This window comes from Formosa haliotis (assembly GCF_001685485.1).
GTDB classification, from domain to species: Bacteria; Bacteroidota; Bacteroidia; order Flavobacteriales; family Flavobacteriaceae; genus Formosa; species Formosa haliotis.
On the sequence record NZ_BDEL01000001.1, the window covers coordinates 3163696 to 3182526 of the forward strand.

The 18831-nt window shown below is 33.4% G+C and carries 17 protein-coding genes and 1 pseudogene; 15 read left to right on the forward strand and 3 right to left on the reverse strand.

Annotated elements, in window-relative coordinates; all coding sequences use genetic code 11:
• Positions 1-96: 96 nt before the first annotated feature.
• On the reverse strand, positions 97-747 hold the full coding sequence (locus A9D35_RS13245; protein ID WP_066223763.1) for an N-acetylmuramoyl-L-alanine amidase family protein: 651 nt from the start codon (positions 745-747) through the stop codon (positions 97-99).
• A 177-nt stretch (positions 748-924) separates the two neighbouring features.
• Between A9D35_RS13245 and A9D35_RS13250 the strand changes: the two genes are divergently transcribed.
• From A9D35_RS13250 to A9D35_RS13315, 14 genes are all read left to right on the forward strand, one after another.
• Positions 925-1212 carry a hypothetical protein gene (locus A9D35_RS13250; protein ID WP_066223765.1) on the forward strand — a complete coding sequence of 96 codons (288 nt, stop codon included), beginning with the start codon at positions 925-927 and terminating at the stop codon, positions 1210-1212.
• Between the two features lie 17 nt (positions 1213-1229).
• Positions 1230-1529 carry a hypothetical protein gene (locus tag A9D35_RS13255; protein ID WP_066223767.1) on the forward strand — a complete coding sequence of 100 codons (300 nt, stop codon included), beginning with the start codon at positions 1230-1232 and terminating at the stop codon, positions 1527-1529.
• Entirely contained in the window at positions 1501-3948 is a 2448-nt protein-coding gene (locus tag A9D35_RS13260) for a TraG family conjugative transposon ATPase (protein WP_066223769.1), read from the forward strand. Before A9D35_RS13255 ends, A9D35_RS13260 begins: the two co-directional genes overlap by 29 nt.
• Entirely contained in the window at positions 3938-4519 is a 582-nt protein-coding gene (locus tag A9D35_RS13265) for a TrbJ/VirB5 family protein (RefSeq protein ID WP_066223771.1), read from the forward strand. The genes A9D35_RS13260 and A9D35_RS13265 overlap by 11 nt, the downstream gene beginning before the upstream one ends.
• Positions 4520-4529: 10 nt before the next feature.
• Positions 4530-5360 carry a hypothetical protein gene (locus tag A9D35_RS13270; RefSeq protein ID WP_066223773.1) on the forward strand — a complete coding sequence of 277 codons (831 nt, stop codon included), beginning with the start codon at positions 4530-4532 and terminating at the stop codon, positions 5358-5360.
• A 26-nt stretch (positions 5361-5386) separates the two neighbouring features.
• Positions 5387-5998 carry a conjugal transfer protein TraK gene (locus A9D35_RS13275; RefSeq protein ID WP_066223775.1) on the forward strand — a complete coding sequence of 204 codons (612 nt, stop codon included), beginning with the start codon at positions 5387-5389 and terminating at the stop codon, positions 5996-5998.
• 11 nt (positions 5999-6009) lie between these two features.
• Positions 6010-6936 (forward strand): conjugative transposon protein TraM, encoded by a 927-nt coding sequence (gene traM / locus A9D35_RS13280; protein WP_066223777.1) that lies wholly within the window; start codon positions 6010-6012, stop codon positions 6934-6936.
• Positions 6937-6952: 16 nt separating this feature from the next.
• Positions 6953-7756 carry a DUF4138 domain-containing protein gene (locus A9D35_RS13285; protein WP_066226094.1) on the forward strand — a complete coding sequence of 268 codons (804 nt, stop codon included), beginning with the start codon at positions 6953-6955 and terminating at the stop codon, positions 7754-7756.
• 654 nt (positions 7757-8410) lie between these two features.
• On the forward strand, positions 8411-8656 hold the full coding sequence (locus A9D35_RS13290) for a hypothetical protein (protein WP_159427060.1): 246 nt from the start codon (positions 8411-8413) through the stop codon (positions 8654-8656).
• Positions 8657-8747: 91 nt separating this feature from the next.
• A complete protein-coding gene (locus A9D35_RS13295) occupies positions 8748-11063 on the forward strand; it encodes a hypothetical protein (protein WP_218017739.1) in 2316 nt (771 codons plus the stop codon).
• A 707-nt stretch (positions 11064-11770) separates the two neighbouring features.
• Positions 11771-12958 carry a DUF4221 family protein gene (locus tag A9D35_RS13300; RefSeq protein ID WP_066223784.1) on the forward strand — a complete coding sequence of 396 codons (1188 nt, stop codon included), beginning with the start codon at positions 11771-11773 and terminating at the stop codon, positions 12956-12958.
• A gap of 11 nt (positions 12959-12969) precedes the next feature.
• Entirely contained in the window at positions 12970-13428 is a 459-nt protein-coding gene (locus tag A9D35_RS13305; RefSeq protein WP_066223786.1) for a hypothetical protein, read from the forward strand.
• 83 nt (positions 13429-13511) lie between these two features.
• On the forward strand, positions 13512-13940 hold the full coding sequence (locus A9D35_RS13310; RefSeq protein ID WP_066223788.1) for a hypothetical protein: 429 nt from the start codon (positions 13512-13514) through the stop codon (positions 13938-13940).
• Positions 13937-15505 (forward strand): transglutaminase-like domain-containing protein, encoded by a 1569-nt coding sequence (locus A9D35_RS13315; protein ID WP_066223790.1) that lies wholly within the window; start codon positions 13937-13939, stop codon positions 15503-15505. Before A9D35_RS13310 ends, A9D35_RS13315 begins: the two co-directional genes overlap by 4 nt.
• 164 nt (positions 15506-15669) lie before the next feature.
• Here A9D35_RS13315 and A9D35_RS13320 read toward each other — a convergent pair whose 3' ends face one another.
• The gene (locus tag A9D35_RS13320) at positions 15670-16866 is read right to left on the reverse strand and encodes an IS256 family transposase (protein ID WP_066223791.1); all 1197 of its coding nucleotides are present in this window, start codon (positions 16864-16866) and stop codon (positions 15670-15672) included.
• A 133-nt stretch (positions 16867-16999) separates the two neighbouring features.
• Positions 17000-17299: pseudogene (locus A9D35_RS19265) on the reverse strand (DDE-type integrase/transposase/recombinase); the annotation flags it as partial.
• A 366-nt stretch (positions 17300-17665) separates the two neighbouring features.
• Between A9D35_RS19265 and lepB the strand changes: the two are divergent.
• The gene (lepB, locus tag A9D35_RS13325; RefSeq protein WP_066223794.1) at positions 17666-18820 is read left to right on the forward strand and encodes a signal peptidase I; all 1155 of its coding nucleotides are present in this window, start codon (positions 17666-17668) and stop codon (positions 18818-18820) included.
• Positions 18821-18831: the final 11 nt, after the last annotated feature.

An 18831-nucleotide genomic window follows, 5' to 3' on the forward strand; every position in this document is an offset into this window, starting at 1 on the left:
TGGCCTTGATCGTGACCAGTCATAAAAGAATTTAAAAAGCGACGCCAAAAGGGTTTTAAGTATTTTGATCAGTTGAATACATGCCGTTTCCATATGTTATAAGTTTAAAAAATGCACCAACCCCATGAGAATGGCTAGGGCCATGGCACTATTATGCTTTTGGTGTGAAAAATAGAGGCCTTCATCACAATGGGTTAAGAATCCCAATTCAATCAATATGGCTGGATAGTCCAAAATAGATTGTCTCAGGACACTAAAATCAGCTGTTTTTATTCCACGGGATGCAAACCCTAGATGTTGGTTGCACTCTTTTATAATGGATAACGCCAGGCGTGAGGATTGATTACTATATTGGTTTTGCCGTTGGGGAATAAATACCTCAAATCCTTTGGCAGTAGAGATTCCTGCATTGCAATGGATTGAAACAAACACATCTGCTCCAATCGCTTTAGCCATTTGGCTTCTTTGGTAAAGAGATATCAAGGTGTCTTTAGACCTAGTGAGATACACATCAAATTTGTTTTTAAAAAGGATCTGGTGCCATTTTAGCAGTTCCAACCCAATATTTAGAGTAATCTCTTTTTCATTATGGTATACCCCTATAGCACCAGGGTCCGTACCGCCATGTCCTGGATCAATTACCACCACTTTTTTCCAAGAGTTCTCTTGGGCAGTTAATATCCCCATATTTAGAAAAATAAGAAGAAAACTGACGTTTTTGAGAATGAATTTGGCATGTGTTTTCATGATTTTGATGTTTTAAGAGGCTGAAATTCATACGTTTTGGAGGCGTTTGTTTTCAATTCAAATCAATTGGATTTAAATAATATTATTTATATAAATAATTGATTTTCAAGTAATTAAATGTAAATATATTGTAATTTTATTGAAGTAAAAAAAGATACTAACCAAAACAATTTTCAAATGAACAAAGCAATGTATGTTACCATGGCAAGCCTTCTGATCTCCACTAGCACTTTTGCGCAGATTGGTGGCATTGAACAGTCCGTAAACGATGTGTCCAATACGATAAGATCCATATTTCCCATCATTTTAGGGGTAATCTTTCTGATTGGTTTTCTTTTCAACGCCGGACATTTCTTTGGAGAGAACTCCGATTTAAAAAAAGGAATTACCCGGGTGTTGGTATTTGTATTGATAGCAGGTGCGGTAGTAGGCATATTTACCTACCTGATTGGTATTGTGGTTTAAGGATTAATAGCAGATCCATGAAGCAGTTCAAGGTTTATAAGGACATTAGAAAACAAGCGGTGATTATGGGACTGCCTATAACACTGTTCGGAATACTCATGGCCAGTGTGGTCTTTACCTTATTGGTCATCATTTTCTCCTTTAGTGTCATTACGGTGGTGTGTGGATTGATTTTAAACCTTGGACTGTTCTTTTGTTTGGGACAATGGAGCCGTTACGGCCCCAGATTATCCCTTAAACACGTGTTTCCTAAAGGTATCCGTATGAAATATTTAAATGTAATCGCCTATGAAACAGATGAACCTCAGGGCTTATGACCCTATTTTGGATATTCAGGAGCATATGGTATTTGCCAGTAATGGGAATGTCATTTTAGCTTATGAATGCGTATTGCCAGAAGTTTATTCCCTTTCAGAACAGGATTTTGAAACCATACACGGCTTATGGTTCCAAGCCTTCAAGGAACTTCCTGTGGGTAGCGTTATCCACAAACAGGAAGTCTACAAAAAATGTAAGTTTTCGGCTGGGCACCTTCCTAAGGATAGCTTCCTGGCCAAGGCAACGGTATCGCATTTTGAAGGAAGGGACTACATGGAGCATCAATCCTATTTGTTTATAAGCTTACCGTTAAACAAGGTGATGCACATTCCGAAATATGTAAACCCATTTAAGCCCATAGGCGTGAACCAGCATAAAAGACTGGAGCGCTGGATAGAGACTTTTAAATCGGGTGTTACCGATGCCATAGCCTATATCAATAATAGCAGAAAGATTCATGTATTGCCCTTAGAAGCCCATACTATTCGACAGTTGACCCAAGACTATTTTAATGGGTTTAATACCGATTGTCTCACCGATATGCAGCTCGATACCTCAGGGATTGGGATCGGGGACCATCACTTTGAGGTTATGGCCATAAATAATGAAGCCTGTTTCGGGGAACAGGTACAAAGTAGTAAGACTAACGCTAAATTTACCTCGGATGAATTTGTATTTCATCAAGGTTTTATGGATGGTCTGGGATTGAACCTGAATGAAAATCATATCCTCAACCATATTCTATACCTTGATGATAAACAGCAATGGTGTAAGCTATTGGAACAGAAAATTGAAGCCTTAAAAAAGAGCATCAATTTTGGAACCCAAAATAAAATAGTGCTTAAAAAAATTGAAAACGTGCTAGCCCAGATCCAGGAGGATGAGAGTTCACGAATTATTAGGGGGCATTGCAATGTGGTATTTTGGGATGAACGGATAGATAAATTAAAAGGGATCGCCTCTAAGATTAAAGCAGAGTGTAAGGCCTTGGATATCCAGCCCTATTATCCAAGAGGTGAGGAACGCAAGCATTATTTTCTGAACTCTTATTTCTGCCACAGTTCAAACTTTTCCAATGAAGACTTATATGTTGCTGATTTGAAACACGCCCTTTGTCTTTTTGTAAACAATACCAATTATAAATCTGATACCACAGGGGTACTTTTTAATGACAGGCAATTTAATATTCCCATACTCAAAGATGTTTGGGATGAAAAGAAACGGCGTATAAAAGCCAGAAATTTTGCCATTTTTGCGCCCACAGGGGAGGGCAAGTCCTTTTTGGCCAATAACATTTTACGGCAGTATTTCGAAAACCAAGTCCGATTGGTGGTCATAGACCTTGGGGGATCCTATGCCAAATTTGCCAAATTGTATCCCCAAGACCATATCATCCTACGCTACGAACAAGGAAAAACCTTGGGGATCAACCCCTTTTACATTCAAAGTCTAGAGGATGTAACACCGGAGCGCTTGGAAGATCTAGCCACGTTTATATTGGAGCTCTTGGCCTATGGGGATGACACTTCAAAGGCCGAAGAAGTGGCTATGAAGAAAGTCTTAAGGCAGTATTATTATCGGTCAGGGGATACCAATTATTCTTTGTCGGGACTCTATCGGTTTGTGGACAAGAACAAGGAAACCCTTTTGGAAGACCTGGGCATCCAAGAGTGCTATTTCAATCGTTATGATTTTTTACACGTACTGTCCGAGTATGTGGACGATGGTTTGTACAGTTTTTTGTTTCACACAGATGCAGATCAAACCTATAAGCTGGAGGACAAACGGCTTATCGTGTTCGAACTTGATGAAGTTAAGGATAACAAAGAGATTCTGTCCGTCATGCTCAAGCTTATAAAATCAGCCATACAACGGACGATTTGGAGGAATAAGGCAGAACGGGGCATGATTCTTTTTGATGAGTTTGCCAAACAACTTAAGTTTAAAAGTGTTTTGGAAAGCGTAGAATTTTATTATCAAGCCATTCGAAAACAAAACGGGGCCATCGGCATCATCCTGCAATCCATAAACCAGTTACCGGACAATGCGACTTCTGCCAGTATCCTTGAAAATACACAGGTTATTTACAGCTTGCACAATGAAAAGGGGTACGATGACCTCCAACGGCGTTTAAACTTATCCAATCATGATCTGAACCAATTGCGATCGATACGGAATAATTTATCTGGGTCACGCAAGTATACCGAAATGTTTATCAAAATAGGGAAGGAAAGTAACGTGTTCCGATTGGAAGTACCCCAGGAAGTGTTTGCCGCTTACCTTACCGATGGCCTGGAACATGAAAATATCATGGCCATATATAATGAGGTTAAGGATATGGAAAAGGCCATAACGATTTATCTGACCCAGCAAGGGGTAACTAATTCAACCATAAAAAATAAAAAAGATGTATACTAAATTTCTATTTACCGTGCTTTTGGCTTTGGGTAGTTTTTTAATGCCTAGTTCCACCTATGCCCAGGGCATGCCGGTGTATGACAATACCAATTTTATCAGTCTGGCCAAATCGCTTATCGAATCTGCCAAGCAGACCTCCCAATTATTGCAAACGGTAAACTTTTTAAAGCAGCAGAAGGACCGTATAGAGCAGGTCAATACCATCATAAAACAACTCAATGCCGTTAAGGCGCTATACAAAAACAATCAAAGGCTTTATGATCTGGTCCAAGAGGATTTAAGGGCGATTTTAAATTCGCCACATATCCGGCCTGAAGAGGTCGTTAGGATTTCGAAATCTTTTGATGTCATTATAAATAAATCTTTGGAAGACTTGGAATTCGTAACCCAAATCCTGACCAGTCATGCCTTAAACATGACGGATGCCGAACGGGCAACATTCTTAAAGGAAAAGGAAGAGGAATCCAAGGCAATGGTGACCGAAGTCACCTTAAAGACCAAGCGGTATAAGGAGATTATAGCCTTTAGGGACTTACAGGAGCGCATTAACACTAGGGATAGTAATTATTGAATTATTACAGATGTTTTTAGGGATAGGTTTAGAATATATGGATGCCGTGTTTACCACGATAAAGGATAGTGATTTTGCCAGCTACACCATTGCGGGTATGAAAGCTTTGGCCGTTTTGTTCTTCCTCATTAATATTTTAAAAAAGTATAATGAAGGCATAGCAAACCAGGAAGGCTATACTTGGGGATTGACACCGGGGGAGTTGGCCAAGAATTTTGCAGTGGTTATTGTAGTCTTGTTCTCTACGGAAGTGTTGGCAGTCTTTGATGGGATTTTGGTTGCCATAGAAGAGGATTTTAGAGACACGGCTCCGGCACTCCTCCCTTTACAGATGCAGGCCTTGGATCTTGAAGCGGATGTGGGTGCCATGGAAGCCGCCAAAAAGGCCCTGGTCTTATTGCACGAAGCTTTGGTCAGTCCCATTTTTGGGCTTAGAATGGTCACCTTCATAGTCGGTTTGTTTTTGTGGCTTTTGGATGTGTTTATTTATCCCCTGTTTTTGGCCGAACGTTATTTCTTATTAGGAATAATGCAGTTGTTTTTTCCTTTAGTGATCAGTCTCTCTGTATTTGAAAAATTTAGGAGCCTAGGCTATCATTTTTTCAAACTCTATGCTGGCGTGTATATGTTGGTGCCCGCTTTCTTTTTCGTTAATATTTTTATTAACGCCCTGTACACAGAAATCAACACCAATTTTTGGGCCAATTTATTCGGAACCCAATGGGGAAGCCACCTGTTTGCACCCGTGATCGAATTGGGTTCTATTGGCTTCATAGTCCTGCTCAAGTTCAAACTGTATCGCAAGGCCACCACTTTTACCATTAGACTCTTTACCAATTGATAAATAACCTAATACTATAGTCAGTTATGAAAACGCCTTATAAAGATATCTACAATACCTTAAAATTAAACCGCTTCATTGTTATGACCGTGATTATAGGGGCTACCATAATAAGTGTCGTCGCCCTTATTCTAGTCGTTCGTCAACACCAGCAGATGTTGGATCATGCCTTTGCCATAAGTACGCAGGGACAGGTCATCCCTTTAGAAGTGGCATCCCAGCAGGAAAACCTTGAAGTAGAGGCTCTCTCTCATTTGGAATTGTTTCATAGAGGCTTTTATGGTATTGATGCTGTGAATTATGAACATCAATTAGAAAAGGCTTTATGGCTCGGAAACAGTTCGGTGGACGGATTGTATCGCCAAAAGAAAGCGGATGGGGTCTACAACCGTTTGTTGCAATATTCCCTAGTTCAAAAGGTGCGCAGCGTAACATCGACCGTAGATGTCCAAAAAGAGCCCTATGCATTCCAAACTGTAACCATTTTCGAAATTAATCGGGGCACCATAACGGATGTGTATGAATTAACCACTACAGGACATTTAATTCATGTGGAGCGTAATTTTCCAAGAAATACCCATGGATTATTAATTACCGATTTTTTTGAAAAGTCCCTTAAAAAAATAGAAAATAATTAAAACTGAGGCTTATGAAAATAGAAAAAAATAAAATCGTATTTGCAGGATTGCTGCTTTGTGTTCTCTTGTTTATAGGTGCCTATGGAATTATACTGATGGAGGAAAAGGACGAACCAAAATTAGATGTTAACCAAATACCCATGCCTGAACTTGAAGGAGATAAAAAACAGTATGAAAGTAAACTGGAGGCTATCAATGATTTAAAGGACGTCAAGCATACCAATGCTCCCAGTATTTATGATGAGCGGTATTTGGACTCCTTAGGGGTGTATGATACAAGTTTGCTAAGTCAGAAAAAACTCAAATTGGTGGATAGTGTGTACAGGAGCAGTAGGATTTATTATTCAGAGGAGCGTCCATCAAACCCATCAATTCAACAAAAGGATTTGAATGGAAACCGTGAAACCATAGGGAATACGCTTGGTAGTCCCATTGAAGAAGAAATTAGTACCAAGTCAATGGCCTTAGAGCATCAATTGTTTTTTGCCTCATCACCAATAAGTGATTTGTCCGAAGGTGCTGTCCAATACATTCCTGTGACGGTAGATGGCACCCAAACCCTTAAGGCGAACCATCGCATTAATTTACGCTTATTACAGGATACCAAGATAAATGGACAATGGTTTGGGAAACATACCCCGGTATATGGGTTTGTAAATTTTATGCCTAATAGAACTTTAATTAATATCCATAACATTACCCATATTCCAGTAAAATTAAAGGCCTTTGATTGGCAGGATGGAAGTGAGGGGGTTTATATTAAAAATAGCTTTAAGGGGGAGGCAACTACCCAAGTTATAGGGGACATCGTTCAGGATATCAATATCGCAGGTGTGCCCCAAGTAAGTGGTATCAAAAAACTGTTCCAACAAAATAATAGAAGTATTAAAGTGACTATCCTGGATAATTACAGGATGTTTTTAAAAATAGATGAATAATCAAACACTAAGAAAAATGAAAAAGTTTAGTTTAATTGTTAGTTGTATTTTATTGGGGTTTGCAAGCTTGGCTCAGAATAAAGTGGTTTTAGATACCATCATGGTCAACAATAATATGAATGTGGCGTTGTTTTTTCCTGATGATATACGCCAAGCCGTTACAGGTTCAGATGATTTTGTGTTTACCTATAACCGGGAGAAAAGGCAAACCTTTGGACTATTACAGGGACGATCAGGGCCAGACAGTAATTTATTGGCTGTAACCGCTGATGGCCAAGTCTATTGTTATGTTTTAACTTACAGGGATAGCATCACCAAACTTAATTATTTTATAGATTCCTCCCAGAGTATTGGGAACGAATACCCTGATGGCTATCTGACTACCCAAAAGCAGAAAGAGGTTGCCTTAAACGTAAGGCCAAGCTCGGATGATGACAGGTTTTGTCGGTACTTATTGGATCAGGATCATAGAGCCATTCGAATCAAACGAAATGATGGGATAATCCTGAAATTATTAAACACCAGATATTATAGGGATAAGGTGTATTTAGTACTGGAATTAAAAAACAAATCCCAAATAGATTTTGAATTGGAAACTTTGGAGTTATATAGGGTGTCTTCCAATTCTAAACGGAAATCCTCTTATCAGAAGTTGAGTTTGCCTGTACTACATAAATATAATTTTTCTTCAGAGGTCAGAAAAGGTTCGAAAAGACGCATTATTTATGTGTTGCCCAAGTTTACCTTGGGAGATAATGAAAAATTTGAATTAGTATTAAAAGAGAAGCGGGGGAGTAGGCGTATTGTTTTGAATTTGTAATCCCAATTTAACATTTGAGCTTTAGCTTTTTGGAATTTTTAATTTTTTCATATTTATAGTTTTTTAACGTATTTCATATTCACGTATAAAGTGTTCTTACCTTCCTTTAGTCATCTTTATTTGTCCATTGTTAATTAATATTAAGTTTTAGAAACATTTAGTAGAGAGTATTTTTAGATGTATTAATTAAATATAGTAAATAGTTATTTAAAAATTGTTTGGTCATTAGAGTTTATTTCTTTCTTCAGGAAATTATATCCATCATATCCATTCAAAAACTGTTTTAAAAATTCATAAGATTATTTTTTTATAAATAACGAGTAGAGTGTCAAAATTTGTCCTTAACAAGTTGTTTATTTGAGTGTTAGTGTGAAATAAGTGTGTTCCATATAAATCATGATTTAAAAAAATTGAAATCAATAATTGTTTAATAAAATTGAATGCTTGTGAAATAAACTGTTGCTATAATTTAGAGGATGGATGTTTTAGTTTTGAACTATATAAAACCTGTTCAAAGTTAATTTAAAAATTTAATTAAAACATTTAGCATATTAGATAAAATAATATTGACTAATATTATGTTTCTCAAAGTAGCATACCTCTTTTAGACTTTGTGGAAATATTTATAATGGAAATTAAATAATAAAATTAAAAATGATGAAAAAATTAATAGGATTTATAGGGACTGGAGTTTTTGCTTTCGTTTTGTTTGTAAATACTGGAAACATAAGTAAAAATCAAGGGTTAAATTTAAACAGTTTGATCAACTTAAATCAAGCTAATGCCGAATGCGTAGAAACATCATTAAATAATGGTAAATGTAATCAATTTAGTGGACATTGTTTTTTAACAGCCGTTCCAGAGGATCAAAAATGCGATACTTATAGGTCAACTTGGTAAGTATAGTTGTTTTTGAATTTACAAACAGGTTCTACAAATTTTATAGAACCTGTTTGTAAATCAATTATTAACAATGAAATTAATAGAGTTTATGACAAAATGGATAGTAATCTTCTTTTGCTTTACTGGAAGTTTAGGGGCTCTATATGCTCAAACTTTAGACATTCCCACCAGTTTATTAGATAACATAACAAAACCCGCAATAAATTACCCCCAAGAAACTGTTTATCTTCAAACGAGTAAGGACATTTACGAAACTGGTGAAGATGTATGGTTTAAAGGTTATCTGTTACGTAGTCAAAATTTAACACCTTCAGATTTAAGTAATACCTTGTACGTGCAATTGGTTGAAGCAGAGACCAACTTAGCGGTATGGCAAGAAAAATATCATATAGATCAAGGTTTTGTAGATGGGCATGTATTTATTCAGGACACATTAAAACCAGGACATTACAGATTAGAAGCCTTGACTTCGCATTCCTTTTATAACAATCAGCAGGGCTTTAAAAGCTTTCGTAAGCTTATTATTGTTGATCGGATTTCGGATTTAGCGAATGATTCTAGTTCTAAACCCAAGCAAACCGATTTCGATTTTAAGCTGTTTCCAGAAGGTGGCTATTTAGTATCTGGTATCCAAAGTACCGTGGCTTTTAAAGCTATAGAGGCCAACGGACAACCAAAAGCAGTTTCAGGAATCCTGTTCGAAAACGACAACCCCTTACTCGACTTTAAAACCACACATGCAGGCATGGGGGCGTTTGTTTTTACGCCAGATCGTACAAAAACCTATCGCATTGCTTTAAACGATTCGCTATCGCAAACCCATGTGGGACTTCCAGAGATAAAGGCCGAAGGCAAAGTGTTACAGTTAATAACCAACTCTAACGACGCCATAACTTTAAAAGTTTCTAAATCCACCAATGCAAGAAAAGAAATGGTGTATGTGCGGGTTCAAGTTCGGGGTGTGGTATACACCATTGCGAAAACGCTTTTAGAGGACACTCAAATTGTAAATATTCCTGTTAAAGATATTCCTAAAGGCATCGCCGAGATCACCTTGTTTAATCAAGATTTACAACCCGTTGCCGAACGCTTGGTCTTTATAAAACAAGATCAAAAATTACATATAAAAGCCATATTGGATAAAAGTGAATACGACACTAAAGCACAGGCCAAACTTAACATACAGGTTACAGACCAAAATGGCAATCCGCAAATAGCTCATTTAGGTTTAAGTGTTTACGATGCCATTTATAAAAACCCAAAAGACACTAAAACTATAGAGACTCATTTTCTTCTCACAGAAGAATTGCAAGGTAATTTATACAACCCTGGGTATTATTTTAACGACCACAATAAAAACAGAAGGCAAGCCCTAAATTTGTTATTGCTTACACAAGGCTGGCGGGCCTATGTTTGGGGCGAGCATAACTTAAAACAGCTTGGCACAAAAAAACAATTTGCAGTAAACGACACGATAATAGGAAGAATTAGTGCGAAAAGGCAAAAAGACAAAGCTCTTTTATCGCAGCAGTATGTAATGGCTTTTACAGCCGACAAGGATAGTGGTAAGCATTTAATTGAAGTGGATACTTTAGGACGATTTATAGTATTGCCCGAATATATCAAACAAGCCCAAGGTGGTTATTTGTATTTAAAATTATTACTGAACCATCCTAACAAAAATATAGGTATAGCTATAAACGACCCAACCTTTAAAAACATCAATACAATTAAAAAGCGGAAAGATTGTATTTACCCGTTTGATTACGAAACTAATTCAATAAACATAAAAGCCTTAGAAGACTTTACGTCTTATAAAGATGTAAATCAGTTGGACGAAGTGATGCTAACAGCTAAAAAAGAACGCGTATTTAGAGATAAATATATGGGGACTTTGGATAGTTTGGCAAAACTAGATATGAATACCGATTTTATATGTGCTCATCCACATCATGCTTTAAATTGCTGGCAGTGTGGCCGAAAAGATAGCACTAGGCCAATTGATGGAGAAATTTACAATGTATTTCATAGTAGGTATGAGAGTCAATTAGATGAGCATTGGATTAATGATGGATATTATGGTTTTCATAAAATGAAATATAAATACCCTGTTTTAACGGAAGCAGAGCTTTTAAGAAAATTTAATTTAGCCGTGATTAAAGGTATCTACCCCCAAAAAGTGTTTTACGAGCCCGTTTACGATTTGGAAGAACAAATTAACGGTTTTCCAGATTACAGAAACACCTTGTATTGGAACTCAAATATCATCACTGATACAAACGGACAAGCACAAATTACCTTTTATTGTTCGGATATAAACACCAAATTTTTGGGTGTTTTGGAAGGTGTAAGTGGTCTAGGACAATTAGGACGGCAAGAGTTTGAGTTTGTTGTTAAAAGGTGAGATAGAATAAATTAATTTAAATAGAGTTTAGATGTTATTATAAACTAAAAAAATAATAAATGATTGAAAATGTAACAAATTTTAAATAAACAGTTCAAACGCATTAATGATTTCCGAACAGATAAAGAATATTAATATGATTATTTTTAAAGAGTTTTATCCCTTTAAGTGAAATCTTTTAGTGGTTATCTATATAATAGAAATAGGGCATTATTCGTATTATATTTTTTGTGAAAAAGAAAAGACACATTTATTAAAACCATTCTCTTTAAAAGAATTTTTAATCGAAATTAATCATATAAAAACTTGTTGGATAAAAAAGAAGGTTATTTGAGGTAACCAGAAATTGTTTAATGTGTTGATATAAGTTGGTTAAATTTAATTAAAATTTAAAGTGTCAGAATTTGTCCCTAACAAATTGTTTTTTTGAGTATTAAGGTTAAATAAATATATTCTTTGTAATATTTAATATAAAAAATATAACGAATAATTTTCTGGGAAAAATTTATAGCTCATGGGATTTATTATTATTTGGAGGGTATGTAATAATAATTATGAATGCGTAAATAGGATACCATTTAAATTTAACTTAATATTTATAAGTCATTGGTTGGTAAATTTGGTGATACGTATCAACGCAGTATACCTCTGTTTAATTTTTGTTTAATCGATTATAGCCAAAACAATATGTTTAATTAATAAATTTTATGAAGTATTTGTTCTTTATTCTAACACTAATTTCTTTGATCTCTTGTAATTCAAAAGTTATAGAGGTTCAAAATTTGAAGGAAGGATCGCTTGTGTCAACCAATAGTATAAAAATGGTGAGTGAAAAAAGTTTCATTTTGGATAGTACTACTGCACCAAAATCAAAATATTCCCAAATATATCTAGATAATTATGGGAAGAGGTATTTTACTTTTTTTAATAGGTATGATAATTCTATTTGTTTTTATGACTATGAAAATCTTAATTTAATTAATAAAATAAAATATCAAAAGAAAGGGCCAAATGGTATACTCATGCCTATGGGGTACCATATAAAAAATATGGATTCGATATTTATTTATAATAAACATCAAAATCAGTTAGTTTTAACAAATCGCGAAGGCGTAGTTTTAAATAGAATTTCGTTAATAAATAATTCTAATATAAAAAATAACAAATGGATTTTAAAGTATCCTCAATATTATCCACGCACAGTAACCCCTCTTTTTGAATATAAAGATAAATTACTGCTAACAGGACAATTTATGTGGTCTATGCCAGATAGTCTAATTGATACTTTCAAGTTTACAACAGAAGTAAATCTAAAGGATAATAATTTAAGTTTTAAAAACTATTACCCTCAAGAATTGTATGGATTTGGAGTTAATTGGGATCATGTTATTTATAAGGAAGTTTTTTCAGACCTAAATAATGATAGAGATTTTTTGGTTTTAAGTTTTCCCATTTCTCATGATTTATATATATCAGATTTAAATACTAATCAATATAGAAAAGTTTATGGAGGTAGTAATTTTGCAGGAACAATAACTTCTGTAAATACACCAAAGGGTAAGAGTACCCCCGAAAGAAAAGAAATGCAACACGTAGAAGAAACGGATTTGTATTCTGCTATTAAGTATGATAAATATGATAAAGTTTACTACAGGTTTATAAGGAGGGCTTTAAGAAAAAATGATATAAACTTTAAATGGAAGGATAAGGAATTAGCTATTATTGCTATGGATGAAAATTTTAAATATTTAGGTGAGACTAATATAGGGAAATGGGGGGACTGGAATTGGGAAAATAGTTTTGTTACAAAAGAAGGGTTAAATATAGAGTTTTTAAATCATGATGATATAAATGAAGTAGCGTTAATTTTAAAAATTTTTAAAATAGAAAAATAGATTGCCATGTTATGAAAATTAAAATAATAATATATTTTATGGTGCCTTTATTTTTAACAAGTTGTAAAGAGGATATCAAAGACGTTGAAATTAATTTCATTGGGACATTGATCAAAGAAATTAATGTTGATTTAGGTTATAAATGGATTGTTATATTGCCTGGTCTTGGTTGTGAAGGTTGTATTCAAGAAGGGGAGGTTTTTATGAAAGATTTTATTAATGATAAAAATATATTGTTTGTTTTAACAAAAATAGAATCCTTAAAAATTTTGAAACAAAAAATAGGTGTAAATATCCATAAGCATGATAATATATTTTTAGATAAAAAGGGTCTATTTGATATTCCAACAAAGAACAAAATTTACCCGTGTATTATCGAAATGAAAGATGGTAAAGTGGTATCATATGGCTTTCAATCTCCTGGTAATAGTCAGGCATTTAAGGAACTTAAGGCCCATATTTCAAATTAGGTTTACAAGAATTATAAAAAATAAAAATTGATAAGTAATCATATTTGATTTTTAAACCAGATCATTGCTAATAAAGTGAATTTATGAAAAAATATATAGTTAGTGGTTTTGTATTATTTAGTTTAATTTATCTTTTTTATAATATTATTACGGGTTATCCCAAAGGAATTAAAAATACATTAAACATAGCGGGTGTTAATGAAGAGGAATATATTGCCGTTTTAGATCACTTTAGTAAAAGGGATAAAGATTCTTTAAAGTTTAAAGCTGCCAAAAGTTTAATATCTAATATTCCATTTTACTCCTTTAAAAACACCTATCTTTTTTATAATAATTTAATAGATTCGCTAGAAAGAACAAGACAAAAACAGGTTAAAGAAAATTTAGAACCAAGAAAAATAAGAGACTATACCCGAGAAAATTTCTTCGAAAGCTCAAAATTAATTTCAGAAAAAAATAGAGAATTAAAAAAAAATATTAAAGATATTGATGTTTTAAACTCTAATTTTTGATTGAAAATATAGATTTGGCATTTGAAGCACATAATAAACTGCCCAATTATTTACAATCAGATTTTAGTGATTTTTTAAATTATGTTGTTCCATATAGATGTAGTAATGAGCCGTTAGAGTTTACCAAAAGAAGAGAATTATATGAAAAATATTTATGGGTTTATGATTCTTTAAAAAGTATGACTATTGAGAAAGTTATCGAAAAAATTTATAACGATTTAAATTTAGAAGGTGGGCAGAAGGTATTGACTAAATTTGAAGGAGCTTTATCTTTAACACAGGTAGAGAAACTTAAGTTTGGTAGATGTGATGATTTAGTAAATTATTTTGTTGCTTTATTAAGGTCGCTAGGTTTGGCAGCGGGTAAAGATTATACTAATCATTGGGGAAATTTTCATCATTCATCCGGACATTCTTGGGTTTTTTTAAAGACTAAGAATGAATTATTACCAATTCAGGTAAGCGTAGACGAATATTCTAATTCAGTATCCAAAGAAATTTTTAATGTTGGTAGTTTTCCAAAAATATATAGATTCAATTTCGTTAAGCTTAAGGAAGACAAAATTGAATTATTACCTCTTCAAGATGTTACTAGTGAATATAGATTAACCTCTGATATAGAAGTTCAAGATATTTTGAAACAAGGAAAGAATGAAAATTATAAATTATGTGTTTATGATAATAAAAATGAATGGGCTGTAGTTGATGAAAATTATGAATATGATAACGGAATGATTAGATTTAAGAATCTAGGTAGAGGAGTTTTATATGCAATATGCATAGAATTAAATAACTCATTAAAACCTATTAACTTCCCTTTTTATTTAGACTTCAAAGGAAGAGTAATAGAAATGAGTAATATTGAAATTATTGACAAGGATGCAATCATTACAAGGAAGTATCCACCATTTTTTCCCCATATTAATAAAAAGAAGTCAAGAATTAGTAGTCTAAATCATTGTATTATACAGGGGGCAAATACACTAGGAAAGAATTCATTTGACACAATATTTAAAATTGAAAAGTTTAATTCCACTCAGAAAATTATATTTAAGTTTAATACAACTAAAAGTTATAACTATTATAGATTACATGGTGTGGATTCGATAAAGATTCATTTAGCTGAATTTAAATTATGTGATGAAAGAGGTGAAAGCGTTACTGGAATTGAAATAGAAAAAAATAGCTTGGGTTCAAAAGGGAGGTTAAAAAGATTAATGGATGACGATCCTTTGACATACATTGATTTTAGAAATTTGGATTTAATTTTTAAAATTCCAACAGATAAGCGAGTGAGAGGTTTTAAAATTCAGGCAAGAAATGATGATAATCATATTAATGTTGGAGAATTATATGAATTAATGAATTATGATCAGGAATGGAAAACAATATTTGTAAAAAAAGCAAAAGATACGTTTCTAACTTATACTGGTTTCAAAAAGAATGGGTTATATCTTCTTAGAAATAGAACAAAAGGATACGAAGAAAATGTTTTTACTTTTAATAATGATGGTACGCAATTCTGGTTTGGAGTCTCAGATATTGGCGAATTGAACTTGCAATAAAAAACTGGACAATTAGTTGAATGAATATTCAAATAGTTCTAGGGTGTAAATATATTATTTAAATGACACTATCCATTGAAATGTGGAAAGTTTGGGATAAGATCTTAATTTAAAAGACACTATCCCGAAAAGTGTGTAAGTTAAAAATCGAGGGTTTGGCTTTTTTAAAGTTGAACCCTTTTTTCAAATATAGTCAAAAACTGGTTTAAAATAATGCCCCAGTTTCTAATGGGCATTGACCATTTTTTAGTTGCCTCTCTAAGGGCTAAAAAAGTGGACTTCATAACAGCTTCATCTGTAGGGAATGAGAGTTTGTTTTTAGTGTACTTTCTGATTTTTCCATTAAGGTTTTCAATAAGGTTGGTAGTGTAAATGATTTTTCTGATTTCGATAGGGAATTCATAGAAAGCGGTAAGTTCTTCCCAATTGTCCCTCCAGCTTTTAATAGCGTAAGAGTACTTATTTTCCCATTTTTGTGCAAAGTCATCCAGAGCTGCTTTTGCTGCACTTTTGGTAGGTGCGTCATAGATACTTTTCATGTCCTTTGTAAATTCCTTTTTGTCTTTCCAAACCACATAACGACAAGCATTTCTAATTTGATGCACCACGCAGATTTGGGTTTTAGATTCAGGAAAAACGTTTTTAATGGTATCGGTAAAGCCGTTAAGATTGTCTGTGGCCGTGATAAGCAGATCCTGAACGCCTCTGGCTTTCATATCGGTTAGTACGCTCATCCAAAATGCAGCCGATTCATTCTTACCCAACCAAAGCCCTAAGACTTCCTTTTTACCATCTCTACGTAATCCTACAGCAATGTACATGGTTTTGTTAATGACTTTTGAGTTTTCCCGAACTTTGAATACAATTCCGTCCATCCAAGTAATTAAATATACAGGTTCCAATGGTCTATTTTGCCAGGCTACAATGTCATTGGTTACCTTATCTGTGATGCGGGATATGGTGGATGTAGATACATCAAAATCGTAGACTTCACGGATTTGTTCTTCGATATCAGAATTACTCATCCCCTTAGCATAAAGGCTGATAATGACATTTTCTATGCCATCTACCATGTTAGTGCGTTTTGGAACCAACATAGGATTAAAAGAAGCTTCTCGGTCTCTAGGAACTTTAATATTAGTCTCTCCTAGAGCTGTTTTTATCTTTTTTGAAGCGTAACCGTTACGGGTATTGCTGTTATCAGATTGTTGGTGTCTATCATAATCTAGATGCGCATCAAGTTCGCCTTCGAGCATCTTTTCAATACCTCGCTTTTGGATGGATTTTAGAAAGGCGGTTAGTTCGTCTCCTGTTTTAAACTGTTTTAAAAAATCGTCGTTTAGAAAATCTTCTTTCTTCATAAGTGTATAAATTTTAAAATTAAACAAAAAAATATCGAGGGTTGCAACCCTCGATATTTTTATACTTTACACACTTAGTGAGATACTACCATTTAAAACGGAGCATATAAACCCATTCTACTTTTAAGGGTTAAAAAACAGGTTCAGCTACGGCATTGTCCTGCGTTCATGGATTGCCTTACCAAGCCATTGTAACTTTTAATTATTGAAGCGAACCTTGGCTGGCATATTGTATGCCTCTGTCAGAATGGAATATTAAGGGCTGTTTCAGGGTTGTGTTTTTAATGGCCATATTCCATGCTCTTATAATGGTTACTTCGGTAGTCAGGTCATGGTTTAATGACTAACCGACAACCTTTCTGTTAAATAGGTTGATGATTACCATAAGGTAAAGTCAACCTTGTTTGGTTTTAATATTGGCAATTTTACTTACCCTGTAATAGATTGTTAAGTATAGTACGAATAGGTTTAATTTTTAGTAGACGTATTTCGGTAAATTACCATTTTTTCAATCTGTTTCAGACTAATCTTACTTCTTTTCATAATACTGTTCCAATTTAAAATTATTATTTTAACTTTAAATCGTTCGGTTTTAAGAGTAGTTTACAGCTCATGGAATGAATTTAATCTACTGTTTCTTTCTTATTAGGGACTAAAGTTGATGAATTTTATAAATAAATATAAAAGTGTCAAAATTTGTCCTTATAGAAATTTATTTTCGAAAAAAAAAGTGACAAACAGAAAGCACAAAACTTGTAAAGGAAGTACAAGTGTTTTTTATGTCAAAGAATAAATTTATATGTTTAAACTTGTTATCGTGTATAGAGTGTTCAGCCTAGTTTATAATTTTTTAGGTTTGTGGTGGTTATTGATTGGTTTTATCTTAACATTTGCTTTTTTTTATACTCTTTTTAGTGTTTTAAATAATAAAAAAAAGGTGTATGTCAAGATTATTAAGCCGTTTTTAATAGTTTATTTCACCTTTTTTGTAGCTATAAGTTTTAAATTATTTTTTTTTGATATTTATAAAATACCTAGTTCTTCAATGGAAAACACATTATTAAATGAAGATGTTATTTTAGTAAATAAGTTGAGTTATGGTCCCAGGTTGCCTCGCTCACCGTTTGATATACCTTGGATTAACATTGCATTTTATTTTAATGACTTGGCAAGAAAGCGGATGTATGAAGATTGGTGGACTTATATACGTTTATCAGGTTTAACAAAAATAAAAAGAGGAGATGTTTTTGTGTTCAATTCCCCTTGGAAAAAGAATTTTATTATTGTTAAGAGGTGCATTGCACTACCTGGAGAAGAACTACATATAAAAAATGGTCAGATATATACAAATAATAATTTATTTGTTGAGCCAAATACAATTAAAAACAATTATAGATTTATACTCAAAGATAAAACAAAATTTGATAAAGTAATAGATTCATTTTCAGAAAACATTTATTTAAAAGAAATTGATAGTTTATATAAGGCGTCGTCTTTAACAAAAGATAAAATTACTTACTTTAAGAAAAATAAGTTAATAGATTCTGTGAAAATTGAAGTTGATAGTTTTATCCCAGATTATACGTTTATCAAATTATCAAGTATAAAATGGACATATGATAATATGGGGCCATTAATTGTACCTAGGAAAGGTATGGAAATTGTATTAAAACCTAGTACTTATGCATTATATGAAAGGGCTATTAGGAAATCGGAGGGATGTAAGATTAAGAGCCTCAATGGAGAGTATTATATGGATGGTGAAAAAATTGAAACTTATATTTTTAAAAATAATTATTATTTCATGATGGGAGACAATCGAAAGGAATCACATGACTCAAGAAGGTGGGGATTTGTGCCAGAAAAAAATATTATTGGTAAAGTACAATGTGTGTTTTATTCTAATTCAGAGAATGAGTTTAATTGGGATAGATTAATGAAGTTGGTAATTTAAAACAGAAGTTT

Bases quoted from the DNA above. Each gene is read 5' to 3' on its own strand.
- A9D35_RS13270 (WP_066223773.1), top strand. From the start codon at position 4,530: ATGTTTTTAGGGATAGGTTTAGAATATATGGATGCCGTGTTTACCACG.
- A9D35_RS13250 (WP_066223765.1), top strand. From the start codon at position 925: ATGAACAAAGCAATGTATGTTACCATGGCAAGCCTTCTGATCTCCACT.
- traM (WP_066223777.1), top strand. From the start codon at position 6,010: ATGAAAATAGAAAAAAATAAAATCGTATTTGCAGGATTGCTGCTTTGT.
- A9D35_RS13275 (WP_066223775.1), top strand. From the start codon at position 5,387: ATGAAAACGCCTTATAAAGATATCTACAATACCTTAAAATTAAACCGC.
- A9D35_RS13295 (WP_218017739.1), top strand. From the start codon at position 8,748: ATGACAAAATGGATAGTAATCTTCTTTTGCTTTACTGGAAGTTTAGGG.
- A9D35_RS13285 (WP_066226094.1), top strand. From the start codon at position 6,953: ATGAAAAAGTTTAGTTTAATTGTTAGTTGTATTTTATTGGGGTTTGCA.
- A9D35_RS13290 (WP_159427060.1), top strand. From the start codon at position 8,411: ATGATGAAAAAATTAATAGGATTTATAGGGACTGGAGTTTTTGCTTTC.
- A9D35_RS13265 (WP_066223771.1), top strand. From the start codon at position 3,938: ATGTATACTAAATTTCTATTTACCGTGCTTTTGGCTTTGGGTAGTTTT.
- A9D35_RS13310 (WP_066223788.1), top strand. From the start codon at position 13,512: ATGAAAAAATATATAGTTAGTGGTTTTGTATTATTTAGTTTAATTTAT.
- A9D35_RS13300 (WP_066223784.1), top strand. From the start codon at position 11,771: ATGAAGTATTTGTTCTTTATTCTAACACTAATTTCTTTGATCTCTTGT.
- A9D35_RS13260 (WP_066223769.1), top strand. From the start codon at position 1,501: ATGAAACAGATGAACCTCAGGGCTTATGACCCTATTTTGGATATTCAG.
- A9D35_RS13320 (WP_066223791.1), bottom strand. From the start codon at position 16,866: ATGAAGAAAGAAGATTTTCTAAACGACGATTTTTTAAAACAGTTTAAA.
- A9D35_RS13305 (WP_066223786.1), top strand. From the start codon at position 12,970: ATGAAAATTAAAATAATAATATATTTTATGGTGCCTTTATTTTTAACA.
- lepB (WP_066223794.1), top strand. From the start codon at position 17,666: ATGTTTAAACTTGTTATCGTGTATAGAGTGTTCAGCCTAGTTTATAAT.
- A9D35_RS13245 (WP_066223763.1), bottom strand. From the start codon at position 747: ATGAAAACACATGCCAAATTCATTCTCAAAAACGTCAGTTTTCTTCTT.
- A9D35_RS13255 (WP_066223767.1), top strand. From the start codon at position 1,230: ATGAAGCAGTTCAAGGTTTATAAGGACATTAGAAAACAAGCGGTGATT.